Annotated in this window: 17 protein-coding genes; 6 read left to right on the top strand and 11 right to left on the bottom strand. The window is 44.0% G+C overall.

All coding sequences use genetic code 11. The annotated features are described in order from the left end of the window. Positions 1-142: 142 nt before the first annotated feature. The 5 genes from potA to VME0621_RS18545 all read left to right on the top strand — a co-directional run bounded on the left by potA (position 143) and on the right by VME0621_RS18545 (position 5,284). On the top strand, positions 143-1,258 hold the full coding sequence (potA, locus tag VME0621_RS18565) for a spermidine/putrescine ABC transporter ATP-binding protein PotA (RefSeq protein WP_062460449.1): 1,116 nt from the start codon (positions 143-145) through the stop codon (positions 1,256-1,258). Then, positions 1,242-2,099, top strand: coding sequence for a spermidine/putrescine ABC transporter permease PotB (potB, locus tag VME0621_RS18560; RefSeq protein WP_006075155.1), 858 nt, complete (start codon positions 1,242-1,244; stop codon positions 2,097-2,099). Before potA ends, potB begins: the two co-directional genes overlap by 17 nt. Then, positions 2,099-2,869 (top strand): spermidine/putrescine ABC transporter permease PotC, encoded by a 771-nt coding sequence (gene potC, locus VME0621_RS18555; protein ID WP_006075154.1) that lies wholly within the window; start codon positions 2,099-2,101, stop codon positions 2,867-2,869. Before potB ends, potC begins: the two co-directional genes overlap by 1 nt. A 103-nt stretch (positions 2,870-2,972) precedes the next feature. After that, complete coding sequence (locus tag VME0621_RS18550; RefSeq protein ID WP_006075153.1) at positions 2,973-4,007, top strand: extracellular solute-binding protein; 1,035 nt, start codon at positions 2,973-2,975, stop codon at positions 4,005-4,007. A 239-nt stretch (positions 4,008-4,246) separates the two neighbouring features. Next, positions 4,247-5,284 (top strand): extracellular solute-binding protein, encoded by a 1,038-nt coding sequence (locus tag VME0621_RS18545; RefSeq protein WP_006075152.1) that lies wholly within the window; start codon positions 4,247-4,249, stop codon positions 5,282-5,284. Positions 5,285-5,361: 77 nt separating this feature from the next. On the opposite strand, the gene cobB is transcribed toward VME0621_RS18545, so the two are convergent. The 11 genes from cobB to VME0621_RS18490 all read right to left on the bottom strand — a co-directional run bounded on the left by cobB (position 5,362) and on the right by VME0621_RS18490 (position 16,742). After that, complete coding sequence (cobB, locus tag VME0621_RS18540) at positions 5,362-6,099, bottom strand: Sir2 family NAD+-dependent deacetylase (RefSeq protein WP_006075151.1); 738 nt, start codon at positions 6,097-6,099, stop codon at positions 5,362-5,364. Between the two features lie 167 nt (positions 6,100-6,266). Continuing rightward, positions 6,267-7,487 carry an ammonium transporter gene (locus VME0621_RS18535; protein WP_038230553.1) on the bottom strand — a complete coding sequence of 407 codons (1,221 nt, stop codon included), beginning with the start codon at positions 7,485-7,487 and terminating at the stop codon, positions 6,267-6,269. A 333-nt stretch (positions 7,488-7,820) separates the two neighbouring features. Further along, complete coding sequence (locus VME0621_RS18530) at positions 7,821-8,252, bottom strand: hypothetical protein (RefSeq protein ID WP_006075149.1); 432 nt, start codon at positions 8,250-8,252, stop codon at positions 7,821-7,823. Positions 8,253-8,268: 16 nt separating this feature from the next. Beyond that, positions 8,269-9,270 carry a formate dehydrogenase subunit gamma gene (locus tag VME0621_RS18525; RefSeq protein WP_370736779.1) on the bottom strand — a complete coding sequence of 334 codons (1,002 nt, stop codon included), beginning with the start codon at positions 9,268-9,270 and terminating at the stop codon, positions 8,269-8,271. 86 nt (positions 9,271-9,356) lie between these two features. Further along, positions 9,357-9,965 (bottom strand): formate dehydrogenase FDH3 subunit beta, encoded by a 609-nt coding sequence (fdh3B, locus tag VME0621_RS18520; protein WP_006075147.1) that lies wholly within the window; start codon positions 9,963-9,965, stop codon positions 9,357-9,359. Between the two features lie 11 nt (positions 9,966-9,976). Then, complete coding sequence (locus VME0621_RS18515) at positions 9,977-12,832, bottom strand: formate dehydrogenase subunit alpha (protein ID WP_006075146.1); 2,856 nt, start codon at positions 12,830-12,832, stop codon at positions 9,977-9,979. A gap of 9 nt (positions 12,833-12,841) precedes the next feature. Further along, entirely contained in the window at positions 12,842-13,060 is a 219-nt protein-coding gene (locus tag VME0621_RS18510; protein ID WP_006075145.1) for a transcriptional initiation protein Tat, read from the bottom strand. A 56-nt stretch (positions 13,061-13,116) separates the two neighbouring features. Continuing rightward, positions 13,117-13,740 carry a TorD/DmsD family molecular chaperone gene (locus tag VME0621_RS18505; protein ID WP_062460451.1) on the bottom strand — a complete coding sequence of 208 codons (624 nt, stop codon included), beginning with the start codon at positions 13,738-13,740 and terminating at the stop codon, positions 13,117-13,119. 12 nt (positions 13,741-13,752) lie between these two features. Next, positions 13,753-15,414 (bottom strand): 4Fe-4S dicluster domain-containing protein, encoded by a 1,662-nt coding sequence (locus VME0621_RS18500; RefSeq protein WP_062460453.1) that lies wholly within the window; start codon positions 15,412-15,414, stop codon positions 13,753-13,755. 256 nt (positions 15,415-15,670) lie between these two features. Further along, positions 15,671-16,261 carry a DUF3306 domain-containing protein gene (locus VME0621_RS18495; protein ID WP_062460455.1) on the bottom strand — a complete coding sequence of 197 codons (591 nt, stop codon included), beginning with the start codon at positions 16,259-16,261 and terminating at the stop codon, positions 15,671-15,673. Further along, the gene (locus VME0621_RS18490; protein ID WP_062460457.1) at positions 16,251-16,742 is read right to left on the bottom strand and encodes a DUF3305 domain-containing protein; all 492 of its coding nucleotides are present in this window, start codon (positions 16,740-16,742) and stop codon (positions 16,251-16,253) included. The genes VME0621_RS18495 and VME0621_RS18490 overlap by 11 nt, the downstream gene beginning before the upstream one ends. Positions 16,743-16,845: 103 nt before the next feature. Between VME0621_RS18490 and VME0621_RS18485 the strand changes: the two genes are divergently transcribed. Then, the gene (locus VME0621_RS18485) at positions 16,846-17,673 is read left to right on the top strand and encodes a formate dehydrogenase accessory sulfurtransferase FdhD (RefSeq protein ID WP_038223221.1); all 828 of its coding nucleotides are present in this window, start codon (positions 16,846-16,848) and stop codon (positions 17,671-17,673) included. Positions 17,674-17,676: the final 3 nt, after the last annotated feature.

The following is a 17,676-nucleotide window of genomic DNA, read 5'->3' as shown; positions in this document are numbered from 1 at the left end:
TAGTTTTACCTGCAAAATTTTTTCTGTTTCGAGGTAAGAAAATGCTTTGAATTCACTCAATTGGTGATTATGATGCGCGCCTTAAATGTGTATAGCAACCGGCCAATTATAAAATTTCGGCCAAGGTGGAGAAAAACAGACGTTGAACGCTAAACATTCAGTAGGAACACCAGTAGTACAGCTATCAGGTGTAAGTAAAAGTTTCGATGGTAAGGAAATCATCGCGAATCTTAACTTAAACGTTAATCATGGTGAGTTTCTCACTATTTTGGGTCCTTCGGGCTGTGGTAAAACTACCGTACTTCGAATGATTGCTGGTTTTGAAACGGTTGATAATGGCCGAATTACCCTAGCTGACCAAGATGTAACGGACGTCCCTGCTGAACAGAGGCATGTAAACACCGTTTTTCAGAGCTATGCCCTATTCCCTCATATGACCGTGTTTGAAAACGTGGCATTTGGTTTGCGCATGCAGAAAGTACCTAACGCAGAAGTTGAACCACGTGTTCTCGAAGCGCTAAAAATGGTACGTCTTGAAAAGATGGCACAACGTAAGCCGCATCAGCTATCTGGTGGACAGCAACAGCGTATCGCTATAGCTCGAGCAGTTGTTAACAAACCAAAAGTATTGCTTCTCGACGAATCGTTATCTGCTCTTGATTACAAACTGCGTAAGCAAATGCAGATCGAGCTTAAACAGCTACAACGTCAATTAGGTATTACCTTTATTTTCGTTACCCACGACCAAGAAGAAGCGTTGTCAATGTCTGACCGTATTATCGTAATGCGTGATGGTGTGATTGAACAAGACGGTTCGCCTCGCGAAATCTATGAAGAGCCTAAAAACCTGTTCGTAGCGCGCTTCATTGGCGAAATCAACGTGTTTAACGCTATCGCTCGCGAGAGAATTGATGACAAGTGCATCAAAGCAGAGATCGAAGGTCAAGAGAGCATCGTCTATTACGACAAAGCGTTTGAAGCAGGAGAAAAGCTTCAAGTTCTTTTGCGTCCTGAAGATTTGCGCATTGAAGAGATCAAAGAATCTGAGAATAAAGGTATCGTTGGTCACGTTGCAGAGCGTACTTATAAAGGTATGACTTTAGATTCAGTTATCGAACTAGAATCAGGTATGCGTGTCATGGTCAGCGAATTCTTTAACGAAGATGATCCTGATGTTGACCACTCGTTAGGTCAAAAAGTGGCGGTAACTTGGGTAGAGAGCTGGGAAGTGGTGCTAAAAGATGAGCAAGAGATTTAATTTACAAAACGCCATCATCACTCTGATCGTTAGCTGGTTGGTACTGTTTGTACTCATTCCTAACGTGATGATCATTGGCACCAGTTTCTTAACCCGAGACGAAGCCAACCTCATCGAGATGACGTTTACGTTAGACAACTACGCAAGACTATTGGACCCACTTTATGCCAAGGTGTTGTTCCATTCATTCTACATGGCGATAGTTGCAACTTTGATTTGCTTAGTCATTGGCTATCCGTTCGCGTATATCGTCGCAAAGATGCCTGAGAAATGGCGTCCGTTTATGTTGTTCCTGGTCATCGTACCTTTTTGGACTAACTCTTTGATCCGTACTTACGGTTTGAAGATTGTGCTCGGCACACAAGGTATCTTGAACAAAAGCTTATTGGCATTGGACATTATCGACAAACCGCTACGCATTATGTACACCGAAACAGCAGTGATGATCGGCCTAGTATATATTCTGTTGCCATTTATGATTTTGCCGCTCTACTCAGCAATCGAAAAACTCGATGGCACATACATTGAGGCTGCAAAAGATTTGGGTGCTAACAAATGGCAAACGCTAACGAAAGTTATTTTGCCGCTTACTATGCCTGGTATTATTGGTGGCTGCTTGCTAGTACTGTTGCCAGCACTTGGTATGTTCTATATCGCTGACTTACTCGGCGGTGCGAAGAACTTGCTAATTGGTAACGTTATTAAGAGTCAGATTTTGAATGCACGTGATTGGCCGTTTGGTGCTGCGACGAGTATCGCTCTTACCGCTGCGATGGCAGTAATGTTGTATGCCTACTACCGAGCAGGCAAGCTCTTGAATCGTAAAGTGGAGCTAGAATAATGGGACGCGTAGTTAGATTTAGTTTTATGTCGGTAGTTTATGCGTTCTTATATCTACCGATCATCGTATTGATTGCCAACTCGTTCAATGCCAATAAGTTTGGTATGAAATGGGGAGGTTGGACAACAAAGTGGTATCACGCTTTAGTAAACAACGACAGCTTAATGCAGGCAGCATGGCATTCACTGAATGTGGCTGTGTTTTCTGCAACTGCGGCTACGATAATTGGTAGCTTGACCGCGGTTGCCCTCTTCCGTTACCAGTTTAAAGGTAAAGGTGCGGTTAGTGGGCTGCTGTTCATTGTCATGATGTCTCCTGACATTGTTATGGCAATCTCATTGCTGGCTATTTTCTTAGTATTGGGGGCACAACTTGGCTTCTTTAGCTTGTTAATTGCACATATTACATTCTGTCTTCCTTTTGTTGTTGTCACTGTTTACAGCCGACTAAAGGGATTCGATGTAAAAATGCTTGAAGCTGCGAAAGACTTAGGTGCGGGTGAATGGACAATTCTGAAACAGATAATCCTACCTCTTGCTAAACCTGCTGTTGCCGCTGGTTGGTTGTTGTCATTTACGCTTTCATTGGATGACGTTATTGTCAGCTCGTTTGTAACAGGCCCGACATACGAAATCCTACCGTTGAAGATCTACTCAATGGTAAAAGTGGGTATTTCGCCAGAAGTGAATGCACTGGCCACCATTATGTTAATTGTCTCTCTAATTCTTGTTGTTGCCTCGCAACTGCTTGCTAGAGAGAAAGTGAAATAAATCAGTAAAATCGCTATTTTATTTGCGGGAGCAGAATGGCGTCGACATTCTGCTCTTTTTCTATCTATGCCTTTGGGCAGCGTTTGTTTTGGAGCTAACGTCAATGAAAAAATGGGCTACTTTATTAGCTGGTAGTGCATGTGCACTCTCTCTACTTTCAGGAGCAGCGAGTGCTAAAGATGATCAAGAATTAGTATTCATGAACTGGGGGCCGTATATCAATAGCAGCATCCTAGAACAATTTACTAAAGAAACTGGCATTAAAGTGATCTACTCAACTTATGAGTCGAACGAAACTTTATATGCAAAGCTAAAAACGCATAACAAGGGTTACGACTTAGTTGTTCCTTCAACCTACTTCGTAGCGAAAATGCGCGATGAAGGTATGCTACAGAAAATTGACAAATCAAAGCTGTCGAATTTCAGCAACCTAGATTCTAACTACTTGGATAAGCCATACGACCCTAACAATGACTACTCTATTCCACACGTCGTTGCGATTACAGGTTTAGCCGTCAATACAGACATGTATGACCCAGAAGAGTTTACTAGCTGGGCTGACCTTTGGAAACCGGAGCTAGAAGGTCAATTGATGCTTATGGATGATACTCGTGAAGTATTCCATATTGCTTTACGTAAACTTGGTTACTCAGGTAACACCACGGATAAAGCACAAATCGACGAGGCGTACACCGAATTACAAAAACTGATGCCAAACGTATTGGTATTTAACTCTGATAACCCAGGTGCACCGTACATGTCTGGCGAAGTTGGTGTTGGTATGCTTTGGAACGGTTCAGCCGCTGCAGCGCAAAACGAAGGACTTCCAATCAAGCTTGTATTCCCTAAAGAAGGTGGCATTGGTTGGGTAGACAATTTCGCAATTAGCTCTGGAGCGAGAAACGTCGAAGCGGCTCACAAGATGATAGATTTCTTGCTGCGTCCTGAAATTGCTGAGCAAATTTCTCGAGATACCGGTTACTTAACAGCCGTTAAAGCATCGAATGAAAAGTTCAAAGACAGCCCAGCTCTATTCCCATCTCAAGAAGACTTAGATCGCGTTGAATGGCAAGACGCTGTTGGTGATAAAACTGTGGTTTATGAAGATTATTTCTTGAAGCTCAAAGCTGGTCAGTAACTCATAGCGAAATTGACAAAAAGGTGGCATTTGCCACCTTTTTTCATGATTGAGCTGCTATATCATTCTAAACGTTTAATTTTTGTAAATTCCTACATAGAGTATTCAATCATTGACTGATATAATGTTGTGATGCACATCAAATAATGATGGCGTGCAAAGTAATATAGGAACCCCTACTTTCCTATATTGTCATGTCTCCTAGAGACTCTTTGTCTACCAATACAAACGGAAAAGTAATGAAAAGCAAATTGTATGCAGGCGCACTTTGTGCGGCGACTCTTCTCACTACCCCGGCGTTTGCAGCCAACGAAGAACTTTACTTCTACAACTGGTCTGAATACATTCCTAGCGAAGTACTAGAAGACTTTACCAAAGAAACTGGTATCAAAGTCATCTACTCTACTTATGAATCCAACGAAAGCATGTACGCAAAGCTAAAGACCCAAGGTTCAGGTTACGATCTTGTCGTACCATCGACCTACTTCGTGTCTAAGATGCGTAAAGAAGGCATGCTTCAAGAGATTGATAAAGAAAAACTTACTCACTTCAAAGATTTGGATCCTAATTATTTAGACAAACCTTTTGATCCAGATAACAAATACTCCATCCCTTATATCTGGGGTGCAACCGGTATTGGTATCAATACTGACATGCTTGATAAATCAGCAGTAAGCTCTTGGGATGACCTTTGGGATCCTCAATGGGAAGGCCAGTTGATGATGATGGATGACTCTCGTGAAGTATTCCATATTGCATTGACTAAATTAGGTTATTCACCGAATACTACAAATCCAGACGAAATCAAAGCAGCGTATGAAGAACTAAGAAAGCTAGTACCAAACGTTTTGGTGTTTAACTCTGATTTCCCTGCTAACCCGTACCTTGCTGGTGAAGTGTCACTTGGTATGCTTTGGAACGGTTCAGCGTACATGGCCCGTCAAGAAGGTGCGTCAATTGATATTGTTTGGCCTGAGAAAGGTGCAATTTTCTGGATGGACAGTCTTGCTATCCCTTCAGGTGCCAAAAATGTTGATGCTGCACACAAGATGATCGACTTCTTATTGCGTCCAGAAAATGCAGCGAAAATTGCTTTAGAGATTGGCTATCCGACTCCAGTTAAGACGGCTTATCCTCTACTTCCAAAAGAGTTTGCTAACGATCCAAACGTGTTCCCACCACAAGAAGTGATGGATTCAGGTACATGGCAAGATGAAGTTGGCGAAGCTGGTGCGCTGTACGAAGAGTACTTCCAAAAGCTAAAAGTAGACAACTAAGCACAGCTTTTTCAATGAATAATAAAATAGCCCTCAAGTACGAGGGCTATTTTTATTTAAGTCGACAATCGATGACCTTATGAAGCTGCCTTATCCTCGGTCTGTAACGCTAAAATCTCTCTGACCAGTTTTGGCACTTCTATGCTTGCCTTGCCATAGCGCTTCTCTTCAAACTCACTTTGAACCGCACTAGGTTCTAAGTTAATTTCAATCGTATGCGCACCATGCATTTTTGCGTCATGGACAAAACCTGCTGCAGGATAAACTACCCCAGAGGTACCTATAGATATGAACAAGTCTGCTTTTTCTAATGCCGCATAGATATCACCCATTTTTAACGGCATTTCGCCAAACCAAACTATATGAGGGCGCATTTGTGATGGAATCTGGCAACAATGGCACAAATCACCCGTTTCGATGTCATTCACCATTTCGACGACCTGTCCTGACTCAGAGCAGCGAGCACGAAGCAACTCTCCGTGCATATGGATGATATTCTCACTACCGCCACGCTCATGAAGGTTATCGATGTTTTGTGTGATAACCGTTACTGTCCCCTCTAACTGCCTTTCTAGGTCCCCAAGAGCAATATGAGCCGCATTAGGTCGGATATCGGTTTGTTGAAGCTTCTGACGTCGTTGATTGTAGAAGCTTTGGACTAACTCTGGGTTTCTCGCAAATCCTTCAGGGGTCGCTACATCTTCGATGCGATGATTTTCCCAAAGTCCATCTTGTGCACGAAAAGTCTGTATTCCTGATTCTGCCGAAATACCTGCCCCGGTTAAAACGACAACATTTTTATAGGGAAACTTCATAAACACTCCTTGTGCTGACTTATCGTTGTTTTAATAAGAGTAACACGGAAGCAATAACAACAGTAGTTTTGGGGATTAGACCATAGTCTAAATTTACTTAGATTCAGTAAGTTAGATAGTGGGAATATGATGAGCACCCAAGTATTTCTTCGGGTGCTCTTATGTACTTAGTCTTCGTTAGTGGCGGATATTCTATGGATCGCCAGATCCGCTCCGTTAAATTCATCTTCTTCAGAGAGTCGTAATCCGGCGACTTTATCCAGAATGCCATATACTATACCTGCACCGATTACCGCAACGACTACGCCCGCGACCGTACCAATAAGCTGAGAAGCGAAACTAACGCCCCCTAACCCGCCCAAAGCTTGCTGTCCAAATATCCCAGCAGCAATACCACCCCATACACCGCAAAGCCCATGCAAAGGCCACACGCCCAATACATCGTCGATCTTAGTTTTATTCTGTAAGTAGGTGAACACCCAAACAAACAATGCTCCAGCAACTGAACCAGTAACTAGTGCGCCAATTGGATGCATCAAATCGGAACCTGCACAAATAGCCACTAAACCAGCTAACGGACCATTATGGATAAAGCCAGGGTCATTTCTTCCGACAATTAGCGACGCCAAGATACCGCCCACCATCGCCATCAGCGAATTCATAGCAACAAGGCCACTGATGCCTTCCAAAGTTTGCGCTGACATCACGTTAAAGCCAAACCAGCCGACACTAAGAATCCAAGCACCTAATGCTAAGAAAGGAATGTTAGAAGGTGCAAAGTTAGTATGCTTGCCCGCACGAACTCGTCCTTTGCGCATTCCTAAAAAGATAACCGCGACTAGCGCGATCCAACCGCCAACGCCATGTACAACGACTGAACCAGCAAAGTCATGAAATCCGGCGCCAAAGCTCTGTTCTAACCAGTTTTGGAATCCGAAGTTACCGTTCCAAATCATACCTTCGAATAATGGATAGACGATACCAACCGTAAAAAAAGTGGCAAGAAGAATTGGGTAAAAACGAGCTCGCTCAGCAATACCACCAGAAACAATGGCGGGGATTGCTGCGGCAAATGTCAGTAAGAAAAAGAACTTCACTAGCTCATATCCGTTGCCTTGTGACAATGTCTCCGCATCTGCAAAGAAAGTGCCCCCGTATGCAACCCAATAACCGATAAAAAAGTAAGCGATTGCCGAGACACCAAAATCGGCGAGTATCTTTACCAAAGCGTTTACTTGGTTTTTATGGCGAACGGTTCCCACTTCTAGGAACGCAAAGCCTGCGTGCATTAAAAACACCATGATGGCGCCCAATAGTAAAAATAGTGTGTCTGAGCTTTGCGTTAGTGTTTGTACGGCTCCATGTACCTGCTCTACCGAAGTGGTCATGTACTAATTACTCCTTTGCAACGATTCAATCCATGTAATGCACAATATCTGTGCTTCTTATTCTTTAAGCACACCAAAATAGGGAGCGCTAAAATCGAACGTTGTATAAGGCAATTAGCATTCCACTTATTGTCCAAACACAAGATAATCACTAACTTATTGAATATATGGATAAATACATGTTTGCTAATCAGTAAGGTAGGACGCACGGGCTTTAAAATCGCACCAATATAGTGAAACAGCACCAAAATGGTACGCACTACTATGTAGCAATGTTGTTATAGCGAGAAATGGGGGATAAAAGAAAAGCTCCTTAAAAGGAGCTTTTCGACGCTATGGTAAGTGTTGTATAGGTTGTTCGGTATTACCAAATGTCATCGCGATATTTTGATTCAGCTTACTCATTCCCATGAACATGCGAATGATCCACATAACAATCGCGACAGCAGCAAATAACATCCCAATGTAAGGAATAATATTTGCAATTTGGTCTATCCAACTGGCTTTGTACCAGTAGTTAGTCACACCTTTTAATAGCCCGTTCGATGTTGCTACCGTTACGATTAAAACAACAAAGAAAGTTAGGTTTAAAAAGAACGTGCGAATTAGACCATAATAGTGAGAGTTTACTACTTCGCTATCTTCACCTTTGTCTAAACGGTAACCTGCATAGATGATGGCAATCACGCCAGACAGTAACAAAGTAAACGGCGTAAACAAACTTAAGATATACGCCACCCAAATACCTTTATGATGTTGGTGCATAAAGTCCTCTACCCCTTTACGTTAATTTCTGCTCTGGTTTGACGGAATCAGGTTTGGCTTCGTTTGTCGTCGCTGTACCTTCACCACTTTGACCTTGCTTCATTTCCTCGTACCAAAGATCATGGTGTTCTTTTGCCCAAGTTTCGTCAACGTCACCTGTAACCATACCTTCTAACGCCCCTTCCATACCGAATAGACCGATATAGATATGGAATACGAATCCACAAATCAGTATAAGAGCTGAGAACATGTGAACTAAGTTAGATAGCTCCATATCTTTTCTCGTTTGTCCAAAGATAGGGAAATCGAGAATAAGACCACTCACTGCCGCGATAGCTCCAAAGAAGATAAGCAACCAGTAAATCGCTTTTTCACCACCATTGGAGAATCCAGCAGATGGGTGCGAACCTTTATGTTTACCAACCATCCCACCAAGTTTCATGAACCATTGCATGTCTGTCTTATTAAAGATGGACTTTCTCCACCATTTAAATAGAACAGCAAATAGCAGAATAAAGAATATTGGTCCCATGTAGTTGTGATACTGCTTAGCAAGATACACCGTCCAACCCCAAAGCTCGGTCGGTACATAAGGCTTCATAAAGTGTTTGCCATAAACAAGCATTAAGCCACTAAATGCCAACGTAAGAAAGGTAAACGCCATACTCCAGTGGAGAGCACGGTCCATTCTTGACCAACGACGTAGCTTTTTGCCGGTGCGAGCCCCGCTTAGTTTCAAAGGGCCAACTAAGAAGTACATCAATACCACCATACTGATGCTGCCAAAGATTGCGACAGCTGCAGCAGGTGACATCCATTTCTCTTTGAGGATAAACCACGTTTCCCCTGGTGTACTGATTAACACACCATGTTCAGGAGAAGCAGACGTTGTTGTACCTTCCACCCCTTCTTTCACATGACGCCAATAATCCGCACCCGCGAGTTGCGTCATCTCACCTCTAACGACTTGATTGCTTTTACTCTCTTCTGCTCTTACTCCAAACGACAGTACAAGCATCGCTGCTGCCAATAAAGGCAGCAGTGAGAGAGCCAATTTTCTAAGCAAACCTTGTTCTTTAAACAAAATAGGCATAGAGCTCTCCATTAGCTTTTCGTTGCGTCGTAAGCCAGATCATTGCCGTCAGTCCAGCCAGCATTCTTAGCACCGCGCTCTACAACACGTTGACGGAAGATATCAGACACTTTTTCCGCATCACCCGCTAGCAATGCTTTTGTTGAGCACAATTCAGCACACATTGGCAGCTTGCCCTCTGCTATACGGTTAGCTCCGTATTTTGCGCGTTCCTCTTCAGAGTTGTCTTCTGTTTCAGGACCGCCAGCGCAGAATGTACATTTGTCCATCTTACCGCGTTCGCCAAATGCTGCTTGTTTCGGGAATTGCGGAGCACCAAATGGACATGCAAATAAGCAATAGCCACATCCGATACAAAGGTCTTTGTTGTGAAGCACGATGCCATCTTCAGTATGCTCAAAACAGTCTGCTGGACACACCGCCATACATGGCGCGTCTGTACAGTGCATACAAGCAACCGAAATTGAGTTTTCACCAGGTAGGCCGTCGTTTAATGTTACAACACGTCTACGTTGGATGCCCCACTCAAGCGCATCATCGTTTTCGTTTTTACATGCAGTGACACAGCCGTTACATTCAATACAACGCTTGGTGTCACATAGGAATTTCATTCTAGCCATTTTATGACTCCTTACGCTTTCGTGATGTTACAGAGAGTGACTTTAGTTTCTTGCATCTGAGTCACCGGATCATAACCATAGGTTGTTGCAGTATTCGCTGCTTCACCTATGACGTAAGGGTCACAACCTTCTGGGTATTTAGAACGAAGATCTTCACCTTGGAACTTACCGCCGAAGTGGAAAGGAATAAACGCCAAGCCTGGTTTCACACGAGGTGTCACCATCGCCTTGACTTTGATTCGTCCTTTCTCTGCACCTTCAACCCATACCATGTCACCATCTTTAAAACCGATGTCATTGGCATCTTTAGGGTTAACTTCAACAAACATTTCACGTTGTAGTTCAGCTAGCCAAGGGTTTGAACGTGTTTCTTCACCACCACCTTCGTATTCAACCAGACGCCCAGAAGTCAGTACGATTGGATACTCTTCCGATTTGTCCTGATCCTGAATCGACTTATACATGGTTGGTAGACGGTAAATTGATTCGCTGTCATCCCATGTTGGGTAGTCAACAACAAGATCACGTCTTGGCGTATAAAGCGGCTCACGGTGTAAAGGAACACGGTCAGGGAACGTCCAGACAATTGTACGAGCTTTAGCATTACCAAATGGCATGCAACCATGCTTAATCGCGACGCGCTGGATACCACCTGATAGGTCGGTCTTCCAGTTCTTGCCTTCTGCAGCGGCTTGCTCTTCTGGTGTTAGATCGCCCCACCAACCCAATTGTTTAATGAGCTTGTCGCTGAACTCTGGATAGCCATCCTCAAGTTCACAGCCTAGCGAGTAGCTGTCTTCTGCAAGCAAGCTCTTACCTTCGAATTCCACACCAAAGCGAGCACGGAAGTTACCACCACCTTGCGCCACAGGTTTCGAAGTATCATAAAGAATATGAGTACCTGGGTGTTTCATCTCAGGTGTACCCCAACATGGCCATGGAAGACCGTAGGTTTCACCATTGATAGGACCGCCCTCGGCTTCCAGTGAAGTTTTGTGGAACGTATGCCAGTTTTGTTGATGCAGTTTCAAACGCTCTGGGCTTTGACCGGTATAGCCAATGGTCCACATACCTTTATTGAATTCACGAGTAATGTCTTCAATGTTTGGCTGGTTATTTTCGACTTTAATGTTCTTGAATAACTGCTGTTCAAAACCAAGCTTCTTAGTCAGAAGGTACATGATCTCGTGGTCAGGTTTTGAGTCGAACAAAGGTTCAATGACTTGGTCACGCCACTGAAGTGAACGGTTTGAAGCTGTTACTGAGCCGTGAGTTTCAAACTGAGTCGTTGCTGGCAGAAGATACACACCATCAGTACGGTTGTTCATAACCGCAGCGTGTGTTGGATATGGGTCAACAATAACCATCATGTCGAGTTTTTGCATTGCTTTTTGCATCTCAACACCACGAGTTTGCGAGTTAACCGCATGACCCCAGTAGAACATTGCGCGAATATTATCGTTTTGCTCGATGTTGTCTTTATTTTCAAGAACACCATCAATCCAACGAGAAACAGGAATACCCATGTTGTTCATCGGTTTCTTGCCGCGATACTCGTTTTGGTCAAAACGTTCTTTGATCCATTCGTAGTCAACGTCCCAAACTTTAGCCCAGTGCTTCCATGAGCCGTCTGCTAGACCGTAATAGCCTGGTAGCGTATGAGATAGCACACCAAGGTCTGTTGCACCTTGAACGTTATCGTGACCACGGAAGATATTAGCACCACCGCCAGAACGGCCAATATTACCTAACGCTAACTCCAGAACACAGTAAGCACGAGTATTGTTGTTACCCGTCGTATGTTGAGTACCACCCATACACCAAATGATGCTTCCTGGACGGTTTTCAGACAGGATCTTCGCAGCTTTGTAGACATCTGCTTCACTCACACCTGTTACACGCTCGACTTCTTTCGGATTCCATTTCGCGACTTCCGTACGGATTTCGTCCATACCAAATACACGTTGGCGAATAAACTCTTTGTCTTCCCAGTTGTTCTCAAAGACATGCCACAAAATACCCCAGATGAACGCTACGTCGGTACCCGGACGCAGTGAGCAAAAATGATCAGATTTTGCAGCTGTGCGGGTTCGACGAGGGTCCGCAACAACAATCTTACATCCATTCTTTTCTTTAGCGATCAGAATGTGCTGCATTGCAACAGGGTGCGCTTCTGCTGGGTTAGAACCAATGAACAGCATGGATTTACAGTTATGCATGTCATTGAAAGAGTTCGTCATCGCACCGTAACCCCAAGTGTTTGCAACACCTGATACGGTTGTAGAGTGACAAATACGGGCTTGGTGGTCGACGTTATTCGTACCCCAAAGCGATGCCATCTTTCTGAACATATAGGCTTGTTCATTGTTGTGCTTGGCACTGCCCAACCAATAAACCGAATCAGGGCCCGACTCTTTGCGGATTTCAAGAACCTTGTTACCAATCTGTTCAATAGCTTCGTCCCAAGAGAGCTTTTTCCACTTACCGCCTTCCAATACCATTGGGTATTTTAGACGACGTTCGCCATGTCCGTGCTCACGCAAAGCAGCGCCTTTCGCACAGTGACCGCCGGCGTTAAAAGGGTGATCAAAAGCAGGTTCTTGGCCGGTCCAAACGCCATTTTGAACTTCTGCGTATACACCGCAACCTACCGAGCAGTGAGAACAGATAGTACGTTTTACTTCTGTTTTCGCATCGATTGGCACTTCTTTCGCTTCGGCTTTTTTAATCATTCCTGGTGCAAACGTATAGGCACCTGCCGCTAAACCACCAGCGGCAATGGATGAATTACGCATGAAAGCTCGGCGGCTTAGACCTAACTTGTTTTCATTTTTGCTGACGCTCTCGGAGCGTTTGGTCAATTTCATGAGATGCTCCTAGAGTGTGTCGTAATAGTCTTTGACGTGTTGCGTTTCACGATAACCACTTTTGTCTTGGTCATCCTGCTTAACATCAACAAGTTCAGTATTTGTTGCTGCTTTCGCAGTGCCAGAAATTACGGCTCCGGCTACAGCCGCTGTCGTTAACCCCTTTAAGAGATTTCTGCGACCTTCATTAAGTTGTGGCTGTTCGCCGTTTTGTTTTGCTTTGCTCATATATTGCTCCCTGAGTGGATGCCTATCCGTGAGATGGCATCTCTAGTTCGCGGACATTACTTCGTGGTTATGTTCTTAACGTCTATCTTCATTTTCGTCTGCGTAGAGCTTATGCTTTCAGCATATTTCACCTGCTCCACATCGAAAAACGCTTCCATAAGTGTAGAAACAGCTCGGTAAAACTGCGCACTTTTCGCGCAATCAATCTGTCTACACAAATCTTGATACCAAGGAGAAAGGTGTTTATTGAAAAACGCCTTCGCTTGCTCTTCTTGGTTTTGACTGATCAAATACGCCATCACTTCACTGATTGCTGAGATATGATCTTCCGGCTCTTTGACGGATTCATCTCGCTCCAAACCCAGTTGATTTAGGTCGTGTCTAATTAGTGATAAAGGCTTCTCCATCAAAGAACCTGTCAGGTGCCAAGAAGCGAAAGGGACAACTTCACCTCTTCCTACTCCTATAAACAAATCTTGATATTCATCTTCTAAAGCACTGACTTCAGCTTTTTGAGCTGCTTTAGAAAGCAGTTCCCAAGCCGCCGTCATTTGATTGATCCCAACTTCGATCTCTAAGGACGATAGAAAATCGATCGTTTCACGTTCTGGTGCTCCACGACAAAGCGTTGAGATAAGCAAATAAATGTCACTTCTAAGCTCGTTGTATTCGTTATCCATTGACATTTCTTCCTAGTATTTCAGTTGCTCAGATGGGTTTTCTGCCATGCTTTCAAACACATCCACCACTCGACAGTCTTCACACATAGCGATACGTCTTAGTGACTCTTCATTATCAAAATGCGAGTGACCGCGTAACTTATCTTGTAGCATGGTTATCATGGATTGAGGAGCAAATGGTTTACCGCAGCGCAGGCATTCGGCCGCTTTTTCTTCATGAAGCGCCACGGCTGAGCGGCGGGATTCACTGTCCCAATTGATACGTTGGGTTAACGACAAAGCAGATTCAGGACAGGCTTTTTCACACATGCCACACTGAATACAATCTTGTTCTATAAAGTCTAAGGCTGGTCGATCACCATCGTTGTGTAATGCTTTGGTTGGGCACACGGCCACACAAGCCATACATAACGTACATTTGTCTGTGACACACTCTACTGTGCCGTATGGTGCGGTCGTTGGTAGTGGCAAGATGCTCTGTTCAACTTGGCGCTGTTCTACTAAGGCATCAAGAGCGTGGTACAAACGCGCCCTTTTATCACCTTGAATATCACCGAGTCTAAGACCAAGGTCTTCCTCAGTAAGAGTCGGAAGCCCTTCTCTTAAAGACTCAAGATAAAGAATGTCGATGGTTTCACGGGCCAAACCTAAACTATCAAGCAGTTGCTGAGCCATACCCACTTCGCGATTTAACACCGTTTGAATCGTTTCCGGCATATGCTTACTAGCAGCAAACAGCACTTGTGTTGCACCATTTACCAAGGCTACAAACCAAGTATCTATACCCACAGAAGGTAATTCTTCGACAACAACGGGAATTACATTGTCAGGAAGGACATTCAAGGCCATAACGTTGTAAGATTCGTGGCGAGAGCTGCAGATAAGGACAATCGCTTTCTCCCCACCTTGGTTATGGTAGTTAGCGAGTGTTCGTTCGATAAACTTCTGCGTCTCCTGAGGGGTTGGCAGCGCATAGTGAATGGCTTCGGTTGGACAAGCGGTTGCACAAGTTCCAACGCCTTGGCATAGGTAAGGGTTAATTTCGATCTTATGGCCGATCTTATCATTACCTTCACTACTTAATGCACCTGCTGGACATGCATCCACGCAACGCTCGCAGCCTTTAACGCCTCGAGAGCTATGCGCGCACAAATCCGTATTAAGTCGAAAGAACTTTGGCTTATCGAACGTACCCATTAGCCCTGGTATTTCCTCCAGAGCATCAGCAAGTTTAGGATACCCGCGCCCCACTGGATAATAACCCGGGACAGGCACTTCTTCCGACATACAGCCATTCAGAGATAAGTCCAGAACCACATCAAACACATCACGGCCAATGGAGACTTCAGCAAGATTAACCGCTGATTGATTATTTTGAATGTGGACACTGAAGGTTCCGAGAAACCCGGAAATTTCGATACTATCGGCGTAATAGAGATTACCGTTGTCCGATGGTTCTCCATCTGTCGATAACAAAGTGACTGAATGCATAGTAGACAGCTGCTCAGCGGTACTTGTTATGATGGCAGTAGGACCAACGATTAATGTATCACCGTGACTTTCATAACTCACAGTGGGTGGTATGAGATTCGACAATTCAACGGTATTTTCAAACGCGAAACTTCTGGCGCGCCCATTTTGAGTCGTCGATTGTTGTAATAGTTGTTTTATCATTGCTTGCTTCCAGTGCAGGAGTCTTGACGCTCCATAGCTATTGGTTTTATATGAACCATATATCACTGCCTGCAATATCTGTTCCAACTCATACAAAAGCCAAATTTACTGATTTATTAGTAAATTAGCTTAAATACCATTGGGAAAATTAGGGAGAAATGTCGCGTGAGACAAAATGTCTCATTTGGTGAGAAAATATTATGAGACAAAATGTACCTATATTTTGTGTGGTAAATTTTGTCTCATAATCAATTGATTACGAAGTCTTGTCATTTGGTTCGTGGTCATCAAAACCTTGGTTGTCGAAATAATCTGCATCCGCCTCAGACTTCTCTATATCATCCTGCCCTTCAGTTTCTGTGTGTAGAGTTTCGATGTCTTTGTGGTCTTGTTCAGGTTGAGCTGAAGCAACTGGTTCTTGAGGCTCTGTCTCATCCGCCACATTTTTTATCCAGCCACGCAATGTTTCAGCCACATCAGACGCCAACGGTTTTACCGCTGAATAATCATGGTCATAATCGTTGAGTCCATCTACAACATTATATTCAGGACTCATGAACATCTTACGCAGTGCTGCCTTTTTGACAGCTTTATCTACCTCTGGATTAGCCAGTAATTGAGAAACTGAAAGCTCTTCGGGTTTCTCAGGAACCTCAGAATCGAGCGACTTTTCACCTTCCGAACTGCACTCTTCATGTTCTGCTTGCTCTCGCTCAACTTCTGACTCTGCGTTACCCTCAGCGACCGCATCAGCTTTATTGCTTTCTGGCAATGCGTCGAGCTCTAATTCGTCTTTATTCTCGTCGAGCTTGCGCTGCGACCAACGTGATAGAAAACTACTGGCCACTTGAACGCCCCGCTCCTTTGCGCTTTTTACGTCTCACTTCCAATAACTCTCCATGACGACCAATGAAAGCTTCCATCCAAGCTTGAATGGGTAATGGTATTGGTTTTGACAACACAAGATAGTCACCGTCCATAAATGAGCCAGCAACTGCCTGTGAAGCCGTAACCATAATTGGCGTTAAACTGGTTTCCTCATGTGAATCCAAAACAACGAACAACATCGGATTTTGCGAGCTCAAGTTAAAGCGGTAGTCAGTGCGCTCGTCGCGATAAAGTTCCAAAGTGGCATGAGGCTTGCTGATATTTGTGACTTCTAATTGAAATCCATCGAGTTCTCGCTGTGTTGTCGTCCAGCGACCCACTTGTTTTTCAACGATGGAAAGTTCGATTTGTAGCGGCCATTGATGCTCGTTTTTCTCGACAATCAGACCGTCTACCAAAGAATCTTGGTTAGGAATGGATTCGGGTGATTCTGGATGCATTTCATGTCCCTAATTTTAGCGTTTGGTATTTGCTTACTTAATCAATCTTAGCAATAATCAAGCCAATAGCCTCATGCTAGCGACCAACAAAAAGGATAAACGCGTGGTTAAACCCAACATTATTAGAACAAGCGAAAATCCCCTACAGACCATTGAAGTCGATGTCTATGACGAATATGGAGAAAAGCTAACCAAACAGATTGCCTGTGAACGACCTCTCACAGTCATGTTGAACTGGAAAGAGATCGTCACGCTTATGACTCTTGGCTCAAGACCAGATTCATTAGTTCTGGGGTATCTGAAAAACCAAGGTTTCTTGTCTGACCCTGATGCCATTGAATCATTGATCATCGACTGGGAAACTCACTCTGCTGCCGTCATTACTAAAGAAAACACCGACTTCCTCGATGAAGCGTTGAAGAAAAAAACCGTCACTTCAGGTTGCGGTCAAGGCACCATGTACGGCAATGTGATGAAACAGCTCGAAGGTTATCAAGTTCCGCAAACGCCTCTAAAGCAGTCGCAAATCTACGCGACTCTTGAAGCACTTACACACTACAACGACACCTACAAAAAAGCGGGGGCCGTTCACGGGTGTGCTATCTGTCAACAAGATAAAGTACTGTCTTTCGTTGAAGATGTTGGTCGACACAATGCCGTAGACACACTCGCTGGTGAAATGTGGATTAATCAAGAAACTGGTGAGGATAAGATTTTCTACACCACAGGACGTTTGACCTCAGAGATGGTTATCAAAGTGGCACAGATGGGTATTCCAGTACTGTTATCTCGCTCTGGCGTAACTCAAATGGGCTTAGACCTTGCTAAACAATTTGGTATTACCACCATTGCTCGAGCTAAGGGATTACGCTTCCAAGTGTTTACTGGAGCGGAGAAGATTGAGTTTGATGTAAAAGGTGAGCAAGCATAATAG

Source organism: Vibrio mediterranei, assembly GCF_900088415.1.
In the GTDB taxonomy this organism is placed as follows: Bacteria; Pseudomonadota; Gammaproteobacteria; order Enterobacterales; family Vibrionaceae; genus Vibrio; species Vibrio mediterranei.
This window is presented reverse-complemented; position numbering and strand designations above follow the sequence as displayed.

Coding starts and splice junctions, on each gene's coding strand:
- potB (WP_006075155.1), top strand. CDS start 1,242: ATGAGCAAGAGATTTAATTTACAAAACGCCATCATCACTCTGATCGTT.
- potC (WP_006075154.1), top strand. CDS start 2,099: ATGGGACGCGTAGTTAGATTTAGTTTTATGTCGGTAGTTTATGCGTTC.
- VME0621_RS18550 (WP_006075153.1), top strand. CDS start 2,973: ATGAAAAAATGGGCTACTTTATTAGCTGGTAGTGCATGTGCACTCTCT.
- VME0621_RS18545 (WP_006075152.1), top strand. CDS start 4,247: ATGAAAAGCAAATTGTATGCAGGCGCACTTTGTGCGGCGACTCTTCTC.
- cobB (WP_006075151.1), bottom strand. CDS start 6,099: ATGAAGTTTCCCTATAAAAATGTTGTCGTTTTAACCGGGGCAGGTATT.
- VME0621_RS18535 (WP_038230553.1), bottom strand. CDS start 7,487: ATGACCACTTCGGTAGAGCAGGTACATGGAGCCGTACAAACACTAACG.
- VME0621_RS18530 (WP_006075149.1), bottom strand. CDS start 8,252: ATGCACCAACATCATAAAGGTATTTGGGTGGCGTATATCTTAAGTTTG.
- VME0621_RS18525 (WP_370736779.1), bottom strand. CDS start 9,270: ATGCTTGTACTGTCGTTTGGAGTAAGAGCAGAAGAGAGTAAAAGCAAT.
- fdh3B (WP_006075147.1), bottom strand. CDS start 9,965: ATGGCTAGAATGAAATTCCTATGTGACACCAAGCGTTGTATTGAATGT.
- VME0621_RS18515 (WP_006075146.1), bottom strand. CDS start 12,832: ATGAAATTGACCAAACGCTCCGAGAGCGTCAGCAAAAATGAAAACAAG.
- VME0621_RS18510 (WP_006075145.1), bottom strand. CDS start 13,060: ATGAGCAAAGCAAAACAAAACGGCGAACAGCCACAACTTAATGAAGGT.
- VME0621_RS18505 (WP_062460451.1), bottom strand. CDS start 13,740: ATGGATAACGAATACAACGAGCTTAGAAGTGACATTTATTTGCTTATC.
- VME0621_RS18500 (WP_062460453.1), bottom strand. CDS start 15,414: ATGATAAAACAACTATTACAACAATCGACGACTCAAAATGGGCGCGCC.
- VME0621_RS18490 (WP_062460457.1), bottom strand. CDS start 16,742: ATGCATCCAGAATCACCCGAATCCATTCCTAACCAAGATTCTTTGGTA.